This window comes from Nonomuraea sp. NPDC059023, assembly GCF_042740095.1.
Lineage (GTDB): Bacteria > Actinomycetota > Actinomycetes > Streptosporangiales > Streptosporangiaceae > Nonomuraea.
Window position 1 is genome coordinate 104738 of sequence record NZ_JBHYIO010000031.1, and the last position, 22349, is coordinate 127086.

17 protein-coding genes are annotated in these 22349 nt (G+C 70.6%); 10 read left to right on the plus strand and 7 right to left on the minus strand.

From position 1 onward, the window contains the following. Positions 1 to 19 precede the first annotated feature (19 nt). A complete protein-coding gene (locus ACFWYW_RS40755; protein ID WP_379620532.1) occupies positions 20 to 1162 on the minus strand; it encodes a mandelate racemase/muconate lactonizing enzyme family protein in 1143 nt (380 codons plus the stop codon). Positions 1163 to 1308: 146 nt separating this feature from the next. Between ACFWYW_RS40755 and ACFWYW_RS40760 the strand changes: the two genes are divergently transcribed. The 9 genes from ACFWYW_RS40760 to ACFWYW_RS40800 all read left to right on the plus strand — a co-directional run bounded on the left by ACFWYW_RS40760 (position 1309) and on the right by ACFWYW_RS40800 (position 13040). Further along, positions 1309 to 2280, plus strand: a complete 972-nt coding sequence (locus ACFWYW_RS40760; protein WP_379620530.1) for a LacI family DNA-binding transcriptional regulator — start codon at positions 1309 to 1311, stop codon at positions 2278 to 2280. A gap of 70 nt (positions 2281 to 2350) precedes the next feature. Continuing rightward, positions 2351 to 3709, plus strand: a complete 1359-nt coding sequence (locus ACFWYW_RS40765) for an ABC transporter substrate-binding protein (RefSeq protein ID WP_379620528.1) — start codon at positions 2351 to 2353, stop codon at positions 3707 to 3709. Next, a complete protein-coding gene (locus tag ACFWYW_RS40770) occupies positions 3706 to 4572 on the plus strand; it encodes a carbohydrate ABC transporter permease (protein ID WP_379620526.1) in 867 nt (288 codons plus the stop codon). Before ACFWYW_RS40765 ends, ACFWYW_RS40770 begins: the two co-directional genes overlap by 4 nt. After that, the gene (locus ACFWYW_RS40775) at positions 4569 to 5417 is read left to right on the plus strand and encodes a carbohydrate ABC transporter permease (RefSeq protein WP_379620524.1); all 849 of its coding nucleotides are present in this window, start codon (positions 4569 to 4571) and stop codon (positions 5415 to 5417) included. The genes ACFWYW_RS40770 and ACFWYW_RS40775 overlap by 4 nt, the downstream gene beginning before the upstream one ends. Before the next feature lie 21 nt (positions 5418 to 5438). Beyond that, a complete protein-coding gene (locus ACFWYW_RS40780; protein ID WP_379620522.1) occupies positions 5439 to 7715 on the plus strand; it encodes a hypothetical protein in 2277 nt (758 codons plus the stop codon). Further along, entirely contained in the window at positions 7715 to 9907 is a 2193-nt protein-coding gene (locus tag ACFWYW_RS40785; protein ID WP_379620520.1) for an FAD-dependent oxidoreductase, read from the plus strand. The genes ACFWYW_RS40780 and ACFWYW_RS40785 overlap by 1 nt, the downstream gene beginning before the upstream one ends. After that, entirely contained in the window at positions 9907 to 10749 is an 843-nt protein-coding gene (locus ACFWYW_RS40790; RefSeq protein ID WP_379620518.1) for an NAD-dependent epimerase/dehydratase family protein, read from the plus strand. Before ACFWYW_RS40785 ends, ACFWYW_RS40790 begins: the two co-directional genes overlap by 1 nt. Before the next feature lie 121 nt (positions 10750 to 10870). Next, the gene (locus ACFWYW_RS40795; protein WP_379641244.1) at positions 10871 to 11860 is read left to right on the plus strand and encodes a trypsin-like serine peptidase; all 990 of its coding nucleotides are present in this window, start codon (positions 10871 to 10873) and stop codon (positions 11858 to 11860) included. 55 nt (positions 11861 to 11915) lie between these two features. Then, positions 11916 to 13040 carry a trypsin-like serine peptidase gene (locus ACFWYW_RS40800; protein ID WP_379620514.1) on the plus strand — a complete coding sequence of 375 codons (1125 nt, stop codon included), beginning with the start codon at positions 11916 to 11918 and terminating at the stop codon, positions 13038 to 13040. Positions 13041 to 13052: 12 nt separating this feature from the next. On the opposite strand, the gene ACFWYW_RS40805 is transcribed toward ACFWYW_RS40800, so the two are convergent. Together ACFWYW_RS40805 and ACFWYW_RS40810 are read right to left on the minus strand one after the other, a co-directional pair. After that, positions 13053 to 13694 (minus strand): DNA alkylation repair protein, encoded by a 642-nt coding sequence (locus ACFWYW_RS40805; protein ID WP_379620647.1) that lies wholly within the window; start codon positions 13692 to 13694, stop codon positions 13053 to 13055. 57 nt (positions 13695 to 13751) lie between these two features. After that, the gene (locus ACFWYW_RS40810) at positions 13752 to 14327 is read right to left on the minus strand and encodes a TetR/AcrR family transcriptional regulator (RefSeq protein WP_379620512.1); all 576 of its coding nucleotides are present in this window, start codon (positions 14325 to 14327) and stop codon (positions 13752 to 13754) included. Positions 14328 to 14454: 127 nt separating this feature from the next. Between ACFWYW_RS40810 and ACFWYW_RS40815 the strand changes: the two genes are divergently transcribed. Next, the gene (locus tag ACFWYW_RS40815; protein WP_379620510.1) at positions 14455 to 15363 is read left to right on the plus strand and encodes an alpha/beta hydrolase family protein; all 909 of its coding nucleotides are present in this window, start codon (positions 14455 to 14457) and stop codon (positions 15361 to 15363) included. Between the two features lie 10 nt (positions 15364 to 15373). Here ACFWYW_RS40815 and ACFWYW_RS40820 read toward each other — a convergent pair whose 3' ends face one another. From ACFWYW_RS40820 to ACFWYW_RS40835, 4 genes are all read right to left on the minus strand, one after another. Next, complete coding sequence (locus ACFWYW_RS40820) at positions 15374 to 15991, minus strand: LysE family translocator (RefSeq protein WP_379620508.1); 618 nt, start codon at positions 15989 to 15991, stop codon at positions 15374 to 15376. Continuing rightward, positions 15991 to 17520 carry a B12-binding domain-containing radical SAM protein gene (locus tag ACFWYW_RS40825; protein WP_379620506.1) on the minus strand — a complete coding sequence of 510 codons (1530 nt, stop codon included), beginning with the start codon at positions 17518 to 17520 and terminating at the stop codon, positions 15991 to 15993. The genes ACFWYW_RS40820 and ACFWYW_RS40825 overlap by 1 nt, the downstream gene beginning before the upstream one ends. Positions 17521 to 17774: 254 nt before the next feature. Continuing rightward, complete coding sequence (locus ACFWYW_RS40830; RefSeq protein WP_379620504.1) at positions 17775 to 20612, minus strand: NACHT domain-containing protein; 2838 nt, start codon at positions 20610 to 20612, stop codon at positions 17775 to 17777. Positions 20613 to 20632: 20 nt separating this feature from the next. Next, positions 20633 to 22060, minus strand: a complete 1428-nt coding sequence (locus tag ACFWYW_RS40835; RefSeq protein ID WP_379620502.1) for an aldehyde dehydrogenase family protein — start codon at positions 22058 to 22060, stop codon at positions 20633 to 20635. Positions 22061 to 22349 lie beyond the last annotated feature (289 nt).

Below are 22349 nucleotides of genomic sequence, written 5' to 3' on the forward strand. Positions count from 1 at the left end.
CCCGGGAGTGCCGCCCTGTTCACCAGTTGGTGAAAGCGCCGTCCGAGCCGCGTAGATGGGGCCGCTCCGCGGCGACGGCCCGGTAGCGGCGGGCGGCGTCCCGGTCGATGTCCACCCCGATACCGGGAAGGTCGGAGATCTCCACGCGGCCGGCGTGGATCTTCGGCCGGGCGGTGAACAGCGCGTCGATCTCGGGCTCCGGCTGCTCCTGGTGCTCCTGGATCGCCACGTTCGGGCAGGCGAGGTTGAGGTGGAGCGAGGAGGCCGCGGTGACGGGACCGAGCGGGTTGTGGGTGGCGAGCTTGACGTAGTGGGCCTCGCACATGGCCGCGATCTTCTTGGCCTCGGTCAGCCCGGCCGCCACGCCCACGTCGACCCGGGCGTAGTCGATCAGGTCGGCCTCCACCAGGCGCTGGAACTCCCACTTGGAGCCGAACTGCTCGCCGGCCGCGAGCGGCGCCGCCGTACGGGAGCGGAGCATGCGGTAGGCGTCCAGGCCCTCGCTGCGCAGCGGGTCCTCCACGAAGTACGGCCGCGCCGCCTCGATCTCCCTGCACAGGGTGAGCGCCTCCGGCGGGTCGAGCCGGGTGTGGACGTCGAGTATGAGCTCGACCTCGTCCCCGACCGCCGCCCTGACCTGATGGAACAGCTCGATCCCCGCCCGCATGGAGGCGCGCTGGTCCAGGACGCCGTCCGGCGCGTGGGGTACGGCGAAGCGCAGGTGCCCCCAGCCTTCCGCGACCAGGTCCCGGGCCTTGGCCAGGAAGCGCTCGCGGTCGTCGTAGCCGTCGCCCAGGTGGATGTAGGCGGGCACGTGGTCGCGTACCCGGCCGCCGAGCAGTTCGTAGACGGGCACGCCGAGGGCCTTGCCCTTGATGTCCCAGAGCGCCACGTCCACCGCGGCGATGGCCGCCGACACGAAGCGGTCGGCCGGGAAGAAGCCGCGGCGGAACATGACCTGCCAGAGGTGCTCGATCCTGGCCGGGTCCTCGCCGACGAGCAGCTCGCCGAGGTGCTCGATGGCGCCGGCCACGGCCTTCTGGCGCGAGCGGATGCCCACCTCGCCGATGCCGTGCAGGCCCTCGTCGGTATCCAGGACCAGCAGCATCATGCTGTCGCCGTGGTCGGGCAGGGTCAGCACTTCCCAGCCGGTGATCTTCACTCGTGCTCCTATGAAAACGTTCCCGAGAATCTCAGGAACGCATCATGACATCTCCGCGCAATCTGCAAAAGATCTGGATTTATCACTCTTGACGCATGGCGGTAACGTTTGCAAGCATCCTGGCTACCAACGAAGAGGAGGCCGGAGTGGCGGTAACCATCAAGGAAGTGGCGAGCGCCGCCGGGGTCTCCGTCTCGACCGTCTCGCGGGCCTTCACCGCGCCCGACCAGGTGCAGCCGCAGACACTGCAGCGCATCCTGGACGCGGCGGCCAAGCTCGGCTACGCGCCCAACCCGGCCGCCCGCTCCCTGCGCGGCGGCAGGACCGGCTCGCTCGGGCTGATCATCCCCGACATAAACAACCCGTTCTTCCCGCCGATCTTCAAGGCCATGCAGGCCAGGGCCCGGCGCCAGGGGTACACGATCCTGGCCGCCGACACCGACGAGCGGGAGTTCGACGAGCTCGAGACCATCGCCACCGTCTCCAAAAGGGTCGACGGCCTGGTGCTCTGGGCGTCCATGCTCGGCGAGGACCGGCTGCGCGAGCTGGCGGCGGAGATTCCCCTCGTGCTGGTCAACCGGCACGTCGAGGGCATCCCCGAGCTGCGCATCTCGCTGGCGGCCGGCATCTCGCAGGCCGCCGAGCACCTCAAGGCCTACGGCCACACCCGCTGCGTGTTCGTCAACGGCTCGCGACCCGAGCTCGAACGCGGCAAGTCCATAAGGGAGTCGTTCGAGGCGCACGAGCTCTCGCTCGCCGAGCTCGGCCCCTACGAGCCCCGCTTCGAGACCGGCGTGCACGCCGCGACCCTGGTCGCCTCCGGCGACGCCACGGCCGTCGTCGCGCACAACGACCTGGTCGCCCTCGGCGTGCTCCACCAGCTCGCCAAGCTCGACGTCAAGGTCCCCGGCGCCGTCAGCGTGATCGGCATCGACGACACGCTGCTCGCCGCCACGTCCACCCCCTCGCTGACCACGATCAGGATCTCCGCCGACGAGGTCGCCACCCAGGCCGCCGACCTGCTCATCGACACGATCGCGGGCCGGGGCGGGGGGCGCGTGGTGGAGATCGGCTCGCGCCTGATCCCGCGCGCCTCCACGGGGCCCGCCCCGCGCTGAACCCACCCTCCTGAAGGTGCGGCGATCGCCGTACCTCTATCCCCACCTGCCCCAACGCGGGAGAGTCATCATGAAACACACCGCCGCCCTTCTCGGCTGCGCCGTCCTCGCCACGGCGCTCGCGGCGTGCGGATCACCCAGCGCCGACGACGGCGCGGTCGTGATCCGCGTGCAGGGCATGCCGCCCGCCACGGACAAACCCGGCCTCGCCCAGTTCAAGACGATGGTCGCGGACTTCGAGCGGCAGAACCCCGGCATCAAGGTTCAGGGCTCGACGACCGCCTTCGACCCGCTGACGTTCTCCGCCAAGCTGGCCGGCGGGCGGGCCGAGGAGGTCATCAAGGTCCCCCTGACCGAGCCACAGGGCCTCATCGCGCGCAAGCAGGTGCAACCCCTGACCGAAGAGCTCGGCAAGTGGGCGCACTACAAGGAGTTCAACCCGCAGGTCCTGCAGCCGCTCAGCGACGGCTCCGGCCAGGTGTACGGCGTGCCGCAGGCCCCCTTCGCCCAGGGCCTGGTCTACAACCGCGAGCTGTTCACCAAGGCCGGTCTCGACCCGGACAAGCCCCCCGCCACCTGGGAGGAGGTACGCGCGGCCGCCAAGCGGATCGCCGGGAAGACGGGCAAGGCCGGGTTCGTCCACGAGTCGAAGAGCAACCAGGGCGGCTGGCAGCTCACCATGCTCACCTACACCCACGGCGGCGAGATCGAGAAGGACAGCGGCGGCAAGTACGTCGCCGCCTTCAACGCCGAGCCCGCAAAGAAGGCGCTGACCCTGCTCAAGGAGATGCGCTGGAGCGACGACTCGATGGGCAGCAACCAGCTCAACGACCAGAACGACGTCATCAAGCGCTTCGCCGCCGGCGAGATCGGCATGTACATGGGCACGCCGGGCACCTACCGCCTGGCCAAGATGACCTACGGCATGGAGAACACCGACGCGTTCGGCATCGGCCCGCTCCCCCAGGCCGGCGGCAAGGCCACGCTGACCGGCGGCGACGTCTACCTGGTGCCCAAGTCGGTGAGCAAGGAGAAGGCCGCGGCGGCGGTGAAGTGGCTGCTGTTCGCCTACGCCCAGCCCGCCTACGACCCGGCCGCGGCGGCGGAGCGGGCCAAGCAGCTCGCCGCCGATCCCGAGTCGGCGGTCGGGGTGCCGACCCTGCCGATGTTCGACGCCGCCCAGCAGGCCAAGATCGACGCGGCGGTCAAGCCGTACGTGAACGTCAAGCTTGAGCACTTCGCGCCCTGGCTGGAGGGCACGCCCGCGCTCACGCTCAAGCCCGAGCCGCCCGTGCAGGCCCAGCAGGTCTACGCGGTGCTCGACACGGTCGTGCAGGCGGTGCTCACCGACAAGGACGCCGACGTCGACGCGCTGCTGGCCAAGGCGGAGACCGACGTGAACGCCAAGCTCGCCGCCGCCCAGCGATGATCCGCAAGAACACGCTCACGGCACTGGTCTTCCTGGTGCCCGCGCTCATCGTCTTCGGCGCCTTCTCCTGGTGGCCGATCGTGCGCGGGCTGCTGATCAGCTTCCAGAGCACCAACCTGGTCGACCCCGCCGAGTGGGTGGGACTGGCCAACTTCACCGCCCTGTTCGCCGACCCGCTGCTCGGCGTCTCGATCCGCAACACCCTGCTGTTCGTCGGGCTGGCGCTGCTGATCGGCTTCCCGGCCCCGCTGGTGCTGGCCACGGTCATGGCCACGGTACGGCGGGCGGCCGGCCTCTACCGGTTCCTCGTCTACCTGCCGGTCGTCATCCCCCCGGTGGTGGCGATCCTGCTGTGGAAGTGGTTCTACGACCCCGGGCACGGCCTGTTCAACGAGCTGTTCGGCCTGGCCGGCCTGGGACCGTTCCCGTGGCTGGACTCGCCCGGCAGCGCGATGCTCAGCCTGGTGCTCCAGTCGACGTGGGCGGGGATGGGCGGGGCCGTCCTCATCTACCTGGCGGCCATCGTCGGCATCCCCTCGGAGCTGTACGAGGCCGCCCAGATGGACGGCGCCTCCATCCGCGCGCGGATCTGGCACATCACACTGCCGCAGCTGCGCCCGGTCATCGGGCTGCTGCTGCTCATGCAGCTCATCACCACCATGCAGGTGTTCACCGAGCCGTACGTCTTCACCGGCGGCGGCCCGGAGAACTCCACGCTGACCGTGCTGCTGCTGATCTTCCGCTACGCCTTCCAGGACGGCGCCTACGGACAGGCCGCCGCGCTCTCGCTGCTGCTGGCGATCGTCCTGGGCATCCTGTCCGCGGTCTACCTGCGGGCCACCCGGAGCTGGAGCGCCTCATGATGATCTCGCCGGTGGAGGAGCGGCGGCCGGCCGTACGGGCGGCGCTGCGCTCGATCCAGTGGGTCACGCTCGGCCTGCTGGTGGCGCTGGGGATCGGGCCGCTGTACATGACGGTCAAGGGCGCGATCTCGCCCTCGGCCGACCTGATCGCCAAGCCGCTGGAGCTGTGGCCGGCCGACCCGCGCCCGGAGAACTTCGCCACCGCCTGGGCCGATCTGGGCGTCGGCGGGTACCTGCTCAACACGCTGCAGGTCGTCGGCGGCGCGTGGGCGGTGCAGCTGTTCGTGGCGGTGACCGCCGGGTTCGCGCTGTCGGTGCTGCGGCCCCGGTTCGGCCGGTACGTGTACGGGGCGATCCTGGCCACGATGTTCGTCCCCTACACGGTCTCGATGGTCAGCCTGTTCATGACCGTCATCGACCTGGGGCTGGTCGACACCTACTGGGCGATCTGGCTGCCGGCGGGCGCGAGCGCGTTCAACGTGCTGCTGGCCAAGCGCTTCTTCGACGCGCTGCCCGCCGAGCTGTTCGCGGCGGCGCGCATCGACGGGGCGACCACCTGGCAGCTGCTCACCAAGATCGTGCTGCCGATGAGCCGGCCGATCGTGGCGGTCATCAGCCTGCTGGCCGTCATGCACAGCTGGAAGGACTTCATCTGGCCGCTCGTGGCCATCACCGACCCGGAGAAGCAGCCGATCAGCGTCGCGCTGGCCAACCTGGCCGAGCAGGCGCCGCAGGACGAGCTGATCGCCGCCATGGCGATGGCGCTCGCCCCGCCGGTGCTGGTCTTCCTGGTCTTCCAGAAGTACATCGTCGCCGGTCTGGGATTCACCGGCGTCAAGGGCTGACAACTCGCGAAAGGCACCCCCATGCCGGAAATCTCACCCCTGCCGGAAATTTCACGACGCAACGCCCTGCAGATCGCGGGCGCGGCCGCCATCGCACCCGCCGCCGCCGTCGCACCCGCCCTCGCACCCTCGCCCGCGCGGGCGAGCACAGCGCCGACCGCCACCGCGCCGATCACGATCGAGGCCGACGGCATCGTGCTGACCGCCGGGACCGACGGGTCGATCACGGTCGGCGACGGCACGGACCGGATCAAGCTCACCCATTTCATGATCAAGGACAGCGTCTTAGGGCAGCAGCGCACGTTCGGCGGCACGCCCTCCCTGATCACCGTGGACGGGCGGCAGGCCATCCAGATCGCCTACGTCATGTCCGCCTCCGCCCAGGCGGTCACGGTGCGCGGGATCTTCACGGTCGCCGCCCGCCGGGCCCGCCTGCGCTGGGAGGTCTCCGGCACCACGACGCTGACCCCGACCGGCTACATGTTCGCCAGGACCCTGCTGGCGCCCTCCGCGCCCGAGCGCTACGTGCCCGCGACCAAGTGGACGCGCGATCCCCGGGGCGGCGTGCCGTACGAGGTGAATGACGGCGCGCTCTACCAGGAGACGTGGAGCGACACGCAGGCCTACTTCCGGCTGGCCAAAACCACGCCCGGCTTCACGAACGCGAGCTGGATCCACGCCCCCGCCGGCGCCGACGGCGCCACCGAGGTCGAGCTGGTGCTCGGCGCGATGCGTCCGGCCGCCGCCAACGCGCTGGGCGCCGGCGCGCCGCTCAGCGTCGACGTCTGGAGCGAACAGCCCTTCGGCCTCTACGGCAGCGCCGCGCCCATGGCGTTGAAGGCCCAGGTCGTGAACGGCGCCGCCGTACCACGGCAGGTGACGCTGACCTGGTGGGCCCGCGACTTCGACGGCGGGCAGGTCGGCGGCGGCACCCTGAACAGGACCCTCGCGCCCGGCGCCGTCTGGGACGAGTCGTTCACCGTCGCGGGAGCCCCGCAGGGCATCGTCTTCACCGAGGTCAAGGCGGTCGCCGGGACCGACGAGGTGTTCGCCCGCACCAACCTGGCCACGCTCAAGGACCACGCCTACCAGGCCGAGGGCCGCTTCGGCATCGCGAACTACACGTGGATGCTCGTCCCGGACAAGGCGGCGGTCGGGCAGCTGATGAAGAAGATCGGCGTCAAGTCGGTGCGCATCGCCTACGACGGCGCGCCCGGCCACTCCCCCGCCGAGCTCGACGCCCTCGGCATCCCGCACAACGTGCAGCTCGGCGGCGTCATCTTCAACGGCACGCCCGAGCAGATCACCAAGTGGGCCGACGAGAAGGCGGCGATCGCCCGCGCCTCCGGCGCCCGCTACTTCGAGGTGGCCAACGAGCTCAACCAGCCGTGGATGTCCGGCCAGAAGGCGGCCGAGTACGTGCGCGACGGGCTCAAGCCGATCCACGACCGCCTGAACGGCTCCGGCATCAAGCTCATGAACTGCGGCCTCGGCGGCATGGACGTCAACTGGACCGCGAACTTCCACAAGGCGGGCGGCTGGCCGCTCATCGACGTCTTCGCCTTCCACCCGGGGCGCGGCAACTTCACCCCGGACTACGCGCCGCCGCCGTCGGAGTGGCAGCAGGGCGAGAACGGGACGTACTGGAACTTCCTCGGCGCGCTGCGCGAGGCGCGCAGGACCGTCGACGCGCACGGCGGCGGCAAGGAGCTCTGGCTGACCGAGGCCTACGCCTGCACCCGGCCCAACCGCTGGTGGAACGACAACCACCGGCAGGCGGCGGAGAACACGCTGCTCACGCTGGCCCTGGCGCTGTCGGAGGGGGTGGACGGCGTGAACTGGTACCAGCCCCACGACAGCACGATCCACCACCCGCAGGAGGCCGACCCGAACAACGCCGAGTACCACTTCGGCCTCATGAACCGCGACACCAGCGTCAAGGCGGCCCTGCTGGCCTACGCCACCGCCACCAGGACGCTGGAGGGCGCCAGGTTCGTCAAATGGATGACCTTCAAGGACAACCAGGTCAAGGGCCTGCGGTTCGACGGGTTCGCCATCCTGTGGACCCGCAAGGACGGCTACCACCTGAACGCCGACCACGGCCCCGACCAGTGGTACCCGCACAAGGAGGCGTGGGTGGACCACTGGCCGACCAAGACGCGGCTCACCGTGGCGGCCAAGGGCGCGCACGTGCGCGTCGTGGACTGCATCGGCCGTGAGACCCGGATCCCGGTGAAGAACGGCAAGGTGACGCTGACCCTGGACGGCGCGCCCCGCATCTACTACGGATTGTGCTAATGCGACAAGAAACCATAAAAGCTGACATCACGGTGATCGGCGGCGGCCTGGCCGGAACCTGCGCCGCCATCGCCGCCGCCCGGCTCGGCCGTACCGTCGCCCTGGTCAACAACCGGCCGGTGCTCGGCGGCAACTCCAGCAGCGAGGTCCGCGTCTGGGTCTGCGGCGCCACCGGCCACGGCAAGAACCACCACGCCCGCGAGGGCGGCATCATGGGCGAGCTGTTCGTCGAGAACCAGTACCGCAACCCGCACGGCAACCCCTACTTCTGGGACACCACGATCCTCGACGCCGTCCGCGCCGAGCCGAACCTCTCGGTCTTCCTCAACACCGACGTCCGCCACGTCACCGCCGGCCCCGGCGGCATCGAGTCGGTCACCGGCTGGATGATGGGCTCGGAACGGGAGATCACCTTCGACTCCGCGCTCTTCCTCGACTGCACCGGCGACGGCCTGGTCGGCCACCTCGCCGGCGCGAGCCACCGCATCGGCCGCGAGGGCCGCGAGGAGTACGGCGAGCCGTGGGCGCCGGAGGTCCCCGACGACATCACGCTCGGCAGCACGCTGCTGTTCTACACCAAGGACGCGGGCGAGCCCGTCCGCTACGTGCCGCCGGACTTCGCCAAGGACATCACGCGGACCTCCATCCCCGAGCGCCGCATCATCAAGGCCGGCGACAACGGCTGCGCCTACTGGTGGATCGAGTTCGGCGGCGAACTCGACACCGTCCACGACAACGACCGCATCCGCGACGAACTCTGGTCGGTCATCTACGGCATCTGGGACCACATCAAGAACTCGGGCCAGTTCGACGCCGACACGATGACACTCGAATGGGTGGGCGCGCTGCCCGGCAAGCGCGAGTACCGCCGCCTGCTCGGCGACTACGTGCTCACCCAGCACGACGTGCTCGGCCAGACGCCGTTCGAGGATCGTGTCGCCTTCGGCGGCTGGTCCATCGACCTGCACCCGCCGCAGGGCATGTACGCCACCGAGGCCGGCGCCAAGCAGCAGTACGCCGACGGGATCTACCACATCCCCTACCGCTCGCTCTACTCCGTCGACGTGCCCAACCTGCTCATGGCCGGCCGCAACATCTCCGCCTCGCACGTGGCGTTCGGATCCACCCGCGTCATGGCCACCTGCGCGACGATCGGCCAGGCTGCGGGCACCGCCGCCGCCCTGTGCGCGGCGACGGGCGCGCGACCGCGCGACCTGCCGGTCGCCGACCTGCAGCGCACCCTGCTGCGCGAGGACGCCTCCGTCGTCGGCCTGCGTTACGACGATCCGGCCGACCTCTGCGGTACGGCCGCCGCCACCGCGTCCGGCACCCTCACCCGGCTCGTGGCCGACACGCCCCAGGAGGCGTGGCGGCTCGACGCCGACGCCGGGATCGTGCTGCCGGTGGACCCGTCGCTCACCGGGGTACGGCTGCTGCTCGACGCCGCCGGCGACACCACGCTCACCGTCGAGCTGCACGACCCGGTGCTCGGCCAGAACTACGTGCCGCGCGAGCTGGTCGCCACCCGGGAGATCGTGCTCGCGGCCGGTGAGAAGCAGTGGGCCGAGCTGGGCCTGGACTGGCGCCCGGAAACGGCGCGCAACGCGTTCCTGCTGGTCAAGGCCAATCCCCTGGTGTCCCTGCACGTGGCGGACCAGGCCACGCCCGGCGTGCTGTGCTTCACGCGGGTGCCGCTGCCGCCGCAGGCCGAGTCGCCGCAGCGGCTGCGGGAGTGGAGCGATCGCGGGTTGCTGCGCCGTACCTTCTGCCTGGAGACGGGGGCGACGGCGGCCTTCGCACCGGACAAGGCGCTCGACGGCTACCAGCGCCCCTACGCCGGGCCGCACATGTGGGTCTCGGCCACGCTGCCCGCCGAGCTGGAGCTGCGCTGGCCGGAGCCGGTGACGATCGGGCGGGTGGAGGTCATCGCCGACGACGACGTCAACGAGGATCTGATCAACCTGCATCACCACCGCACACCGTTCGAGATCATCCCGACGCTCGTGCGCGACTACCGCGTCGAGGTGCTCGCCGGCGGGCAGTGGCGGCAGGTCGCCGAGACCCGCGGCAACCGCCGCAGGCGGATCGCGCACCCGCTGCCCGAGCCCGTGACGGCGGAAGGGCTGCGGATCGTCGTCGAGGCGTCGAACGGGGCGCCCTCGGCGCACCTGATCGCGGTCAGGGCCTACTGATGAACCGTGTGCTGGTGACCGGCGCCGCGGGCCGGATCGGACGGTCGGTGCTCACCCTCCTGAAGGCGCGGGGTGTCGAGGCGGTCGCGCTGGAACGTTCGGACCCCGGCGACCTGCCCGCCGCGCGGGTGGTGACCGGTGACGCGACCGATCCCGCGGCGGTCGGGCGGGCGCTGGCCGGCGTGGACGCGGTGATCCACCTCGCCGCCATCGCCACGCCGGAGTGGCTGCCCGCCGAGCAGGTGTTCGGGGTGAACACGCTGGCCACCTTCACCGTGCTGGAACAGGCCGGGCTTGCGGGGGTGCGCCGGGTGTGCCTGGCCAGCTCGATGGCGGCCGACGGGGTGCCGTTCGCGGCGCGGGAACTGCATCCGGCCTACGTGCCGGTGGACGAGCGGCTGCCGTCGCGGTCCGAGGACCCCTACGCGCTGTCCAAGCAGGTGGACGAGCTGACCGCGGCGACGATGGCGCGGCGGCACGGGATGGGGATCGTGGCGTTGCGCCTGCCGTACGTGGGCGGGTTCGATGAGCGGCTCGACGCGTTCGCCGCGCGCTGCGCCGCCGACCCCGGCGCGCACGCCCGCGGCTACTGGGCCTACCTGGAGACCCGCGACGCCGCCCGCGCGTGCGTGCTGGCTCTGGGGGTGCCGGGTCCCGGCGTGGAGGTGGTGAACGTCTGCGCCCCCGAGACGATGGCGAAGGAGCCGACCGAGGACCTGCTGCGCCGCTACCACCCCGACGCGGAGGTACGCGCTCCGCTGCCCGGCCGGACGGTCCCGGTCGACCTGTCGAAGGCGGAGCGGCTGCTGGGTTTCACGGCCGAATACCGGCTACAGATGTGACACCAGATAATTGACGGGATTAATGCCCGAATATCGCTATATCTGTTCGCGTAAATCTTGAGAAATCGGGATATTGGCACCGCTACCTTCCAACCCCAGGTCCGGTTTCGGGAGGTACGTAATGCACCGCAGAGTCGCTCTGCTTTCCCTCGTCACCCTCGCGGCCGGGAGCTTCCTGCTCCCGGCCGGGGCGGCGCAGGCCGCGGCGGGCCCCAAGCCCGCCGCCAAAGCCGCCGCAGACAGCAAGTCCGAGCAGCGCGAGGTCCTGTCCTACTGGACCCCGCAGAAGATGGAGGACGCGCAGCCGCTCACTCCCCCCGCGCCCAAGGCCAACGCCAAGCACGGGCCCGGCACCCCCGGCGAGCCCACCACGGGCAACCCCTGGGGCGTCCCGCCCACCGGCACCCCGCAGCAGCAGGCCCAGGCCAGCGGCGGCGCCCCGTGGACCCGCGGCGGCGCCGTCGCGCAGACCACCGGCCGGGTCTTCTTCACCTACCAGGGCCGCAACGCCTCCTGCTCGGGTTCGGCCGTGACCAGCGCCAACGAGAGCGTCGTCATCACCGCCGGGCACTGCGTCAAGATGGGCGGCGCCTTCCACACCAACTGGGTCTTCGTGCCCGGCTACAACGCCGGACAGCGGCCCCACGGCACCTGGCCGGCCACCAGGCTGCTCACCACCCCGCAGTGGAACGCCCGCGAGGACATCAACTTCGACATGGCCGCGGCGGTCGTCGCGCCCTTGTCCGGCAAGACCCTGACGGACGTGGTGGGCGGGCAGGGCGTCTCCTTCAACCAGGGCCGGAGAGTGCAGATGCACGCGTTCGGCTACCCGGCGGCGGCGCCGTACGACGGGTCGAAGCTGATCTACTGCGCCGGGCGGACCTTCGACGACTTCCTGCTCTCCCGCGACCACGGCCTGACATGTAACATGACCGGTGGTTCGAGCGGCGGTCCATGGTTCCAGAGTTTCAACGAGAGTTCCGGGCTGGGCACGCTCAACTCGGTCAACAGCTTCAAATACAACTTCGCCCCCAACTGGATGTTCGGCCCATACTTCGGGACAGAAGCCCAGGCCGTCTACAACTCCGCTCAGAGCACCGACGCCCTCTGACGAATTTACCGAAAGTAGTCACAAGAACACCCGACGTAGTGCACACTCGGGGTTCATGACCCTGAGCACCCCCCTGCTTGCGGCGGCACCGCTCGTCGCGGGACTGGTGGGACCGGCACTCATCGGCGCGACGGCGCTCGCGCCCGCCCAGCAGCCAGCCGACCGCCCGTCCGTCACCAGCGTCGAGCGCGCGGCACCCCGCGCCGAGGTCGTCGAGCACGTCGCCGCCCGCACACCCGCGGACCAGCGGCGCGTGCTCGGCTACTGGACACCTCAGCGAATGGCCGGAGCCCTGCCGATCGACCTGCTCGGCATCGTCATGAAGGACGGCGGGCTGCTCAGCGGACCGTCCAGCAAGTCCGGCGTCGGCACTGCTCCCGAGGTGGCCGGGGGCGCTGCCAAGATCGTCACCCGCGAGCTGCCCGGCAAGGCGGCGGTCCCCGGACTGGCGGGCGGCGCGACTCCCCGGCACCAGTCGGCCCGGCCCCAGGCCACGACCTCCGGCTCCCGCTGGGTGACCGGCGGCCTGGTGTCCAGGACCACCGGCCGGGTCTTCCTCACCGTGGGCGGCGTCGACTTCGTGTGCTCAGCGGGCACCGTCAGGAGCGCCAACCGGGACGTCGTCGTCACCGCCGGCCACTGCGTGAAGGACGGGGCCGGGGAATGGGCGGACAACTGGACGTTCGTCCCCGGGTACCAGGAGGGCGGGGGGCAGCCGTACGGGGCGTACACGGCCAGGCGGATGTTCGTCGCCGGACCGTGGTCCCGCAGCGGCGACGACAGCTACGACGTGGGCATGGTCGCCCTGAACACCTCGCGGGGCAGGCACGTGGCCGACGTGGTCGGCACCCAGGAGATCGCCTTCAACGGCAGCAGGGGCGGCCAGGCCTACGGCTTCGGCTACCCGGCCGACCCCCCGTACGACGGCGAGCGCCTGTTCTACTGCGCGGGCCGCCTGCGCAACGACCCCTACGGCCAGACCCGCGACCAGGGCCTGGGCTGCGACATGACCGCGGGATCGAGCGGCGGCCCGTGGCTGACCCGCTTCGACGCGGCGACCGGCAAGGGCACGGTGACCTCGGTCAGCAGCTTCAAGTACTCCGACGACCAGGGCACCATGTACGGCCCCTACTTCGGCGACTCCGCCCGAGCCCTCTTCACCACCGCCCAGAACGCCTGAAGCCGCGCCCGGCTAGGCGTGCTGGCGGCTCACCATCTCGGCGATCCAGATGGGCGCGAACGGGGACGTGCAACCCGGAGAGGTCGGGTAGTCCTTGAGCACCTCCAGGCGTTCACCGATGCCAACGGCACGGGCGCGGTGCTCGGCGTGCTCGATCCCGATCTGCGCCAGACAGTGGTTCATCGCCCACTGCAGGCGATCCGGGGCGCCCTTCATCTCCGTCTCGATGACGTCGAGCAGCCCCGCCAGGTCGAGGACGCCGGGCTGCTTCGCCACGCGTTCGCTGGTCAGCGCCCAGCCCGCGCTCGCCACGACCGGATCAGGATCGGCGAACCAGGCCACGCGCAGCTCTTCGGCGTGCGGGTTCTTCTTCACCACGTAGTTCACGAGCCAGTCGTGCACCTTGGGCGTGCCCGCGTCGCGAATCATGGCGTCCAGTTCGTCGCGCTCGAACGCCTTCGGGCGGCAGATCAGGAGCGCCAGCAGCCGCGCCGCGGTGTCGCCCGTCTTCCACAGCTCACGGGCGAGTTCCTGCTGCGTCTTCAGCCGCTTGGCGACCGCGCGCAGCTTGGTGAGGTTCACGCCGTGGTCGTCGCCGTGTCGCTCGTTCACCTCGCGGATCTTCGGGTCCTCGAGTGCGGCCAGCTCGGCCATCACCTCGGCCACCGTGGTCTCGGCCACCAAAAACCTCCCGTCCGTCACGTGCGGGACTCAGCCTACGTGCCCGCGTAGCCCCGCGACCAGGAGCGCGACCAGGCGGCGGGCGTCGTAACGAGGGTCGGTCTCGGCGCCGACGCAGAGGTTTCCGATGCCACGCATGAGCTGGTACGCGTCGAGGTCGGACCGGATCTCACCGGAGGCGGCGGCGGCTTCGAGGAGCCGGGCGCAGACTGGCAGCAGGCGGTCGAGGAAGTAGGCGTGCAGGGTCTCGAAGCCGGTGCCGTCGTTCCGCATCGCGGCGGCGAGGCCGTGCTTGGTGACCAGGAAGTCGACGAAGAGGCCGACCCAGCTTTCGAGGGCGGCGTACGGGGTCGGGCCGGATGCCAGCAGGGCCGGTCCGGCTTCCGCGCAGGCGTCGACCTGGTGCCGGTACACGGCGATGACGAGGTCCGCCCGGGTGGGGAAGTGGCGGTAGATCGTCCCGATGCCGACCCCGGCCTTGGCCGCGATGTCGCGCACCGGTGCTTCCACGCCCGCGGAGACGAAGACCGCCGCGGCCGCGTCCAGCAGGGCCTGCTGGTTGCGGCGGGCGTCCTTGCGTTTGGACCCGGTCGCGCTGTCGTTCACGGCGGACTCCTTCCAGGGGAACTTGCAAAGCGGAACCGTGTTCCGTATTGTTAGCGGAGCAGCGTTCCGTTTCGCTCATGATGGCAGATCAGAGGCCTGTCGGCCAACCCGAATGGAGAGCACTTCCATGTCCCACCCGACCACCACGGTGGTATCCGCGCACCCGGTCGTCCTGCCCGTCCCCGGCCGCGGCGAGGACCTTCAGGTCCGCGTCTCGGCCCCCGCCACCGGCAGCGGCCTGCCCGTCGTCGTCTTCTCGCACGGCTTCGGCTGGTCGCTGAACGGCTACGCCCCGCTGGCCGACCACTGGGCCGCCAGCGGTTTCGTCGTCCTGCAGCCCACCCACCTCGACTCCAGGACGCTCGGGCTCCCGGCCGACGACCCCAGAACGCCGGACATCTGGCGCATCCGCATCAACGACCTGACCCGAGTCCTGGACGAACTCGACGTCCTCGAAGCCTCGGTGCCGGGTCTCGCCGGCCGCGTCGACCGCGACCGCGTCGCCGTGGCCGGGCACTCCTGGGGAGCGCAGTCGGCGAGCACGCTGCTGGGCGCGCGTGTTCTGGACTCCGCCGGCGTCCCCGGCGAGGACCTGTCCGACCCCCGCGTCAAGGCGGGCGTACTGCTCGCGCTGACCGGCCTGGGCGACGACCTGGTCCCGTTCGCCGCCGAGCACTTCCCCTTCATGCGGCCGTCCTTCGACGGCATGACCACACCGGCCCTCATCGTCGCCGGCGACAACGACCAGTCCCACCTGTCCACCCGCGGACCTGACTGGTTCGTCGACCCCTACGTCCACAGCCCGGCGGACAAGAGCCTCCTCACGCTGTTCGGGGCGGAGCACTCGCTCGGCGGCATCGTCGGCTACGAGGTGGCCGAGACGACCGACGAGAACCCCGCCCGCGTCGCGCTGATCCAGCGGCTCACCACGGCCTTCCTCCGCAGCGCCCTCTACCCGGAGGACACCGCGTGGAAGGAGGCGGCCACCGCCCTGGAGCAGGACCCCAACCCGCTGGGCACCCTGCGGAGCAAGTAGCCGACCTCGATCACCGAAGAAACAGGTGGATGAGGGACCAGGCGGCGAAGCCGAAGAAGACCAGGGCCACCAGCCGGCTGATCATGGGGGCCGCCCTGCCGTACGCGTGCCGCAACGCGAGAAGGCCCGAGATCCAGGCCAGCAGCGCGCCCGAGGCCAGGCAGCCGAGGAGGCCGGCGGCGAGGAAGAGCGGGATCGTGGCCACGGTGAGCAGTTCGATGCGGTCGCCGAGCACCGCGGTGAAGACGGCGAGCGTCACCGGGTAGCTCTTGGGGTTGGTCATGCCGAAGGCGGCGCCCTGCAGCATCGCCCGCCGGCCGGTGAAGGTCGCCGCCCGCTGCTCGGTGTTCGCGGCGGCCAGGGCCCGTACGCCCAGGTAGATCAGGTAGAGGGCGCTGGCCACGGTCAGGGCGGCGAAGAAGACGGGCGAGATCAGCCGCACCCATCGCAGCGCCACCAGCGCCAGCAGCGACCACATCAGGTCACCGGCCAGGTGACCCAGCACGAAGACGAAGCTGGAGCGGCGGCCGCCACTGGCCCCGAGGTGGAGCACCATCAGCACGCCCGGACCGGGGGTCAGGACGACGAGGGCGCACGACAGGACAGTGGCGGCCAGCAGCGAGAGCACTAGAACGATCCGAGGGTGGCGTGGGTGATGCGGCCGGAGCCGGTGACGGTGCCGACGCGCTCGGCGTAGGAGCGGATGGAGTGGGTGGCGTCGATGAGCTCGTCCCAGGTCGAGTGGCTGAAGATCTTGCACCAGTCCTTGGAGACCTCGTCGAAGTCCACGATGTCGCTCGTGCCGTACTTGGCGGGCATGAGGTCGAGCAGCTCCTCGTCGTAGATCTCGAACCCCCGCTCCTTGGCGACCTGCCTGGCCAGGTCGGGGTTCATCATCCATTTGCCGGTCAGGGCGCCGAAGTCGGGATAGAGCGGCTGGGCTTCCAGCGAGGCCATCATCCCGTTGTCGATCAGCCAGCGCCCGAACCTGACCGTGTTCTCCAGGCTTTCGGCGTTCTCGCCGGGTCCGCCCAGGACCAGCGAGCCGTGGATCAGGATTCCGGCGTCCTGGAACAGGTGGCAGGCCCGCTGGTTGTTCTCCAGGCTGTCGCGCGGGCCCTTGAGCACCTTGAGCATTCTGGTGTCGCCCGCCTCCAGGCCCATGTTCACCCGGTAGACGCCGAGCTTCTGGTAGAGCTCGACCAGGCGCGGGGTGGTCTCGGCGGCCTGCGTGTACACGAAGAACTTCGGGTCGCCGATGTCGTCCGGCTTGGCGTCGACCACGGCCTTGATCCAGCGCGGCGAGCTGCTCATGCTGTCGAACGCCTCGTAGAAGATCGAGGCCGAGATCTGCTCCTGAGCGGTGCGCACGTCGTTCCAGAACATCTCAGGAGAGGAGAAGCGCAGGCTCAGGTCCATGATGCCGCAGAAATGGCAGGGCGCCTTCACCCGCGCGCAACCTCGGGCGCGGTTCATGGTGGTGACGCCGGTGACCTCCTCGTCGTCGTGGAACCCGCCATAACGGTTCAGGTAGTTGTCCAGGTAGCGCTCCCAGTTGTTGTCCGGCATCAACGTGCGGTCGGGCACGGGGATGGCGTCCAGGATCATGGTCTTGAACGCGCCTCCGCTGCCCTTGATCACGTCCGGGGGAATCTCCGGCAGGCGGTTGTGGGCGAGCCCGTCGGGCGTGCGGTAGAGGAGTTCGGGCACGGAGTCGATCGGGCGCTCCCCCTTCACCGCGCTCACCAGGGCGGACAGGGCGAACTCGCCGACGTCGGCGGCGCACACGTAGTCGACGACCTCGCGGTGCTTCAGGATCCGCTCGGCCATGGCCGTGGCCTGGTCGTTGCCGAAGACCGTGACGGCCCCGGCGTCCTTGCCGAGTTCGGCCAGCCGCAGCGCGTTGCCGTAGGACGTGGCCAGCACGCCCACGCCGAGGATGTCGGGGTCGAGATCCCTGACGAGCTGTTCGATCTCCGCCATGGGCGTGATCTGGCCGTCGACGGCGATCACGTCCAGGTCGGGGTGGTCGCGGCGCAGCACGGTCGCCAGCGAGACGACACCGAGTGCGGGGAACGTGCCGTCGTTCGCGATCGAGGAGACATCAGCGTCGCTGCCGGCGTTGACGAGCAGGACACTCTGTACCTTCTTGGTCATCGAGTACCTCTCAGCGGGTTCCAGGCCGACGTGCCGGTCCAGCCAGTACGGGCAGGCAACCCCGCGGGCACACACATCGAGGCCGGACCGATTCACCCGGTCAACGGCTTCCCCCAGGCCAGAGCGCGCGGCTGTCCGACCACGACGGCTCCATGCGCTCACTGTCGCTCACGATCGCGGACAGGCTCAATGCACCGGACAGATAGAGTTGACAGCAGTCATCCGCTATTGACACCCTCCATGCCCTAGGTGTACTAGCGGGAATGCAGGCGCAGGATCCGGCTCATCAGCCGCTGTCCGGCGATCGAGCCGCGCGAGACCTCGTCGACCACCTCGCTCACCTGGCCCTCCCGCAGCGTGGCCATGTCCCCGGCGATCGCCCTGATGACGGCCTCGGTGATCACGTGGTCGCTGAGGTAGTGCACGTACTCGGCCAGCGCCAGGTAGGAGCGGGCGCGGCCGTCCTCGTTCGGGCCGCGCAGGACCAGAATCTCCAGGATCTCGCGCAGCAGCGACTTGCCGCCGTTCCAGGACAGGGCGGCGCCGAGCACGGGTTCCAGCGCGTGCAGGAAGAGCGTCTCGTGCGGCAGGAACGAGAACAGCACACCCTGGCGGGCCCGCAGGTACGCGCCGGTGTCGGGCGGGGCGATCCAGGAGGTGTCCATCGGGGTGAGATCCCAGGTGGAGCCGGTGTCCAGGGCGAGCTCCAGGTCGGCGGCCCCGCCGACGGACGCGGCCCGCACCACCCTGGTCAGGCTGTCCCACTCCTCGTTGGCCAGCTGGGAACGCCACAGCAGCGCGAAGCGCCGCCACTCGGTGAAGGGGTCCTCGTGGCCGGGCCGTACCCGGGACCAGAGGAGGCGGGCGGGGTCGCAGGCCAGGGCGACCTTCAGCAGGTTGGCCGTGTAGTAGGCGTTGCGGCGGGCGGGCCCGGCGGTCCACGGGCGGTAGGCGGGGTGGGCGAGCTGGTCGCGCAGGTCGGCCAGCGCGAACAGGCGAGTGGCCAGCCCGCGCCAGGCCGGGTCGGCGGACTCGCGCAGAAACGTGATCACGGGCGGCCTCGTGGAGAGCGTCGACCAGGACAGCAGCGTGCCGAGCATGCCGTCGCTGACCTCCTCCACGACCAGCCGCGACTCCTGGACCAGCATGTCGTCCAGGAGCCTGCCGACCAGCCGGGCGATCAGGAACTCGCCGAACGTGGCGTGCAGGAACTCGTAGGTCTGCAGGATCTCGCCGCCGTCGCGGGTGGCCTGGGCCTGGTGGACGAAGAAGAAGCGGCCGAACGCCTGCTCGCCGGCGGTCAGCGGGGTAGCCAGCGAGGTGGGGCGGCGGGCGGACAGGCGCAGCGCCTCCAGGTCGGCGTCCACCTCGGCGGCGGTCGCCCACTGGCGGCCCCGGTTGAACATCGCGAACGCGACGATGCCCAGCAGCAGCAGTTCCTTCTCGACCAGGGCCGGGATCCGCTCGCGCGGGTGGCTCTTCTCCAGTTCCCGCTCGGCGAAGGCACGCATGAGGCGCTCGTACAGCTCGGCCTCGCCGATGCGGTCGGCGAGGTTCCTGCGCAGGGCGTTGCCGTAGGCGTCGTAGAGGGCCAGCATGAGCAGCAGCAGCGGCTGCTCGGCCAGGTTCCGCTGCGCGCGGGCGACCTCCATGGACAGCGGCAGCAGTCCCGCCTGGTCGAAGTAGGCGGCGTTGGCGTGGTTCCACACCTCCAGCCACTGCTCGATCTCCTCCAGGTCGAACGGCTCCAGCCGGGTCACCAGCGAGCCCTCGGGGTAGTCGACGCGGTCGGCCACCGCCGTACGGGAGGTCACGATCACCGCGACGGCGCGCCCCGCGTCGAGCTCGCGCTGCTGGAAGCGGGCCACCTTGGCCAGGTAGTCGGACTGCCGCACGCCGGTGGCCTGCAGCAGTTCGTCGAAGCCGTCGAGGATCACGACGGGCAGCGCGCCGTCGGCCGCCCGCGCCAGGTCGGGCCAGTGCAGCCGCTCGCCGCTGAGCTGGTAGACGGCCTGTTCGATCTGTTCCTGTACGTCCGCGCCGGCCGCCACGTCGCGCAGCGGCACCCGGACGGGCACGAAGTCGGCGGGCAGGCGGGCGGCGAGCACCTTGGTCAGCACCGACTTGCCCGCCCCGGGCTGGCCCAGGACCATGAGCGGCGTCCTGCCCGCCTCCGGCGAGGTGAGGTAGCCGGCGAGGAAGCGCGGCAGGCCGTCGCGCACCTCGCGCTCGCTCCACCAGGCCTCCTGGCTGGGGTCCTCCGCGCGCTCCGGCCGGCCCGAGCGGAAGCGCGGGGTGACGTAGGCGTCGCCCAGGCTGGGCAGTGCCAGCCCGGCGGGCACGTCACCGGTCTCGGCGACCGGGCGGCGCAGCGCCGCCCGGTGCAGGTTGCCCAACGCCGCAAGCCGGGCGTCCTGCGCGCGGGCCGGGGCCAGGCCGTCGAGCAGCCGTTCGAGGTCGGCCAGCCGTGCCCGGGTGGCTTGGTGCTCGACCATCGCCGACCAGAATCCGAACTCCGGCACGTCCAGGGCCAGCCGGCGGTAGCCGTCCTCGTACCTGCGGATGGCCGCCGTGGCGAGTGAGCTGTCGAAGACCCACTCCCGCTGGTGCTCCTGCAGCCGTTCCCAGAGGCTCAGCCCCTCGGCGAAGCTCCGCAACGCGCCGCGCAGCCGCTCGTACCGCACGAGGATGACGCTCTTGGCCTCCTCGAACGGCAGTTGCGGCGACGGGCAGACCGGGCTGCCCAGATCCACCCCGCGCAGCAGCGTGACCTGCTCCGTCTTGCTCATCCGCAGCTCACGGGCGCTGAACGGCAGTTCGATCCCGTCCAGCGCCTCGAAGAACGCGGTGAGGACCAGGATGGTGTGCGCGGCCTCGATGCGGTCCGTACGGCCGCGCCACTCCTTGCCCGCCCGCCAGTCCCGCCACCGCCCGAGCAGGTCGTTGCCGACCCGGATCAGCTCGCCCTTGGCGTCGATCAGGTCCCAGAGCCCCAGAGTGGCGGCGCCGAGAACCGTGTCGAGCGCCCTGACCGCCGGGTCGTCACCGCCGAGTAACCGCACGGCGTCGGCGTACCGGTACTCCCTCGCCATGCCGCCGATTATTGCGGGATTTAGAGGGTCAGCCCCGTCAGAACCATCACCTTCTCGTAGGTGTAGTCCTCCATCGCCGAGTGCAGGCCCTCGCGGCCGATGCCCGAGTCCTTCACCCCGCCGTACGGCATCTGGTCGGCCCGGTAGGAGGGGACGTCGCCGATGATGACGCCACCGACCTCCAGCTCCCGGTTGGCCCGGAAGGCGGCGTCGAGCGACCGGGTGAACACGCCGGCCTGCAGGCCGTACTTGGAGTCGTTGACCAGCGCGTACGCCTCGTCGATCGAGGCGGCCCGCTGCAGGATCATGACCGGGCCGAAGACCTCCTCGACGTTGACCTTGGCGTCGTGCGGGACGTCGGCCAGCACCGTCGGCGCGACCGTGGCGCCGTCGCGGGTGCCGCCGGCCAGCAGCCGGGCGCCGCTCGTGACGGCCTCCTGGACCCACTGCTCGACGCGCTCGGCGGCGGCCAGCGAGACCAGCGGGCCCACCTGGGTCTTCTCGTCGGCCGGGTCACCGGTCACCAGGTCGCCGACGGCGGGCACGAGGCGCTCGACGAAGGCGTCGAACACGGGCTGCTCGACGATCACCCGCTGGACGGCGATGCAGCTCTGACCGGCCTGGTAGTTGGAGAACAGGGCGATGCGCCGGGCCGCCCAGTCGAGGTCGGCGTCGGCCAGTACGACGGCGGCCGCGTTGCCGCCCAGCTCCAGAGTGACGTGCTTGCGCGGGATCTGGTCGGCGATGGAGTAGCCGACCGGGGCGGAGCCGGTGAACGACACCACGGGCAGGCGCGGGTCGTCGACCAGGGACGAGGCGCGCTCGTTCTCGATGGGGAGCACGGAGAACATGCCCTCGGGCAGGTCGGTCTCGGCCAAGATGTCGCCGAGCACGAGCGAGGACAGCGGGGTGGCGGGGGCGGGCTTGACGATGACCGGCGCGCCGACCGCGATGGCGGGGGCGACCTTGTGGGCGACGAGGTTCAGCGGGAAGTTGAACGGCGTGATCGCCAGCACGGGCCCCTTGGACACGCGGGTCACGTAGGCGAGCCGGCCGGCGGCGGCGGGCTCGGTGTCGAGCCGCTGCGTGGTGCCGGACCAGCGGCGGGTCTCCTCCGCGGCGAAGCGGAAGGTGGCGACGGCCCGGCCGACCTCGCCGCGGGCCCACATGATCGGCTTGCCGTTCTCCGACATGATCAGATGGGCGATCTCGTCGGCCCGCTCGGCCAGGCGGCGCGAGACATGGGCCAGGGCTTCGGCGCGCACGTGGACGGGCAGCGCGGCGGCCTGCCCGGCCACCGCGGCGGCGGCCGCCACGGCCTCCTCGACCTGCGCGGCGGTCGGCACCGAATATCGCCCGACCTCGCGACCGTCGTGGGGATTGGTCACGGTGAGCTCGACGTCCCCGGTGGCGGGGCGCCCTGCGAGCCAGAAGGTACGCACGTCCATACCCATGACGTTATGCCACCAGGAAGATCGGCGATTTACACCGGGGTGCACAAGCCCACCCCGGGCCTCCACCGTTACGTACAACCCACGACGAGGGACGGCATTTCGGAGGGTGCCGTCGATCAGGCCATGGGTAAGATCTCTAACCCCAAGTCAGGGTAAGGCCTGCTCCCTGATCGGCGCCCCGGGCTTGGCGTCACTGTTGCCACGCGGCCCTCATGTTTACCCGTTGTGTAACAGAAGTAGTACTAAATCGGGATGTTTACCGTGTGGAGCGGTTTGAACGATC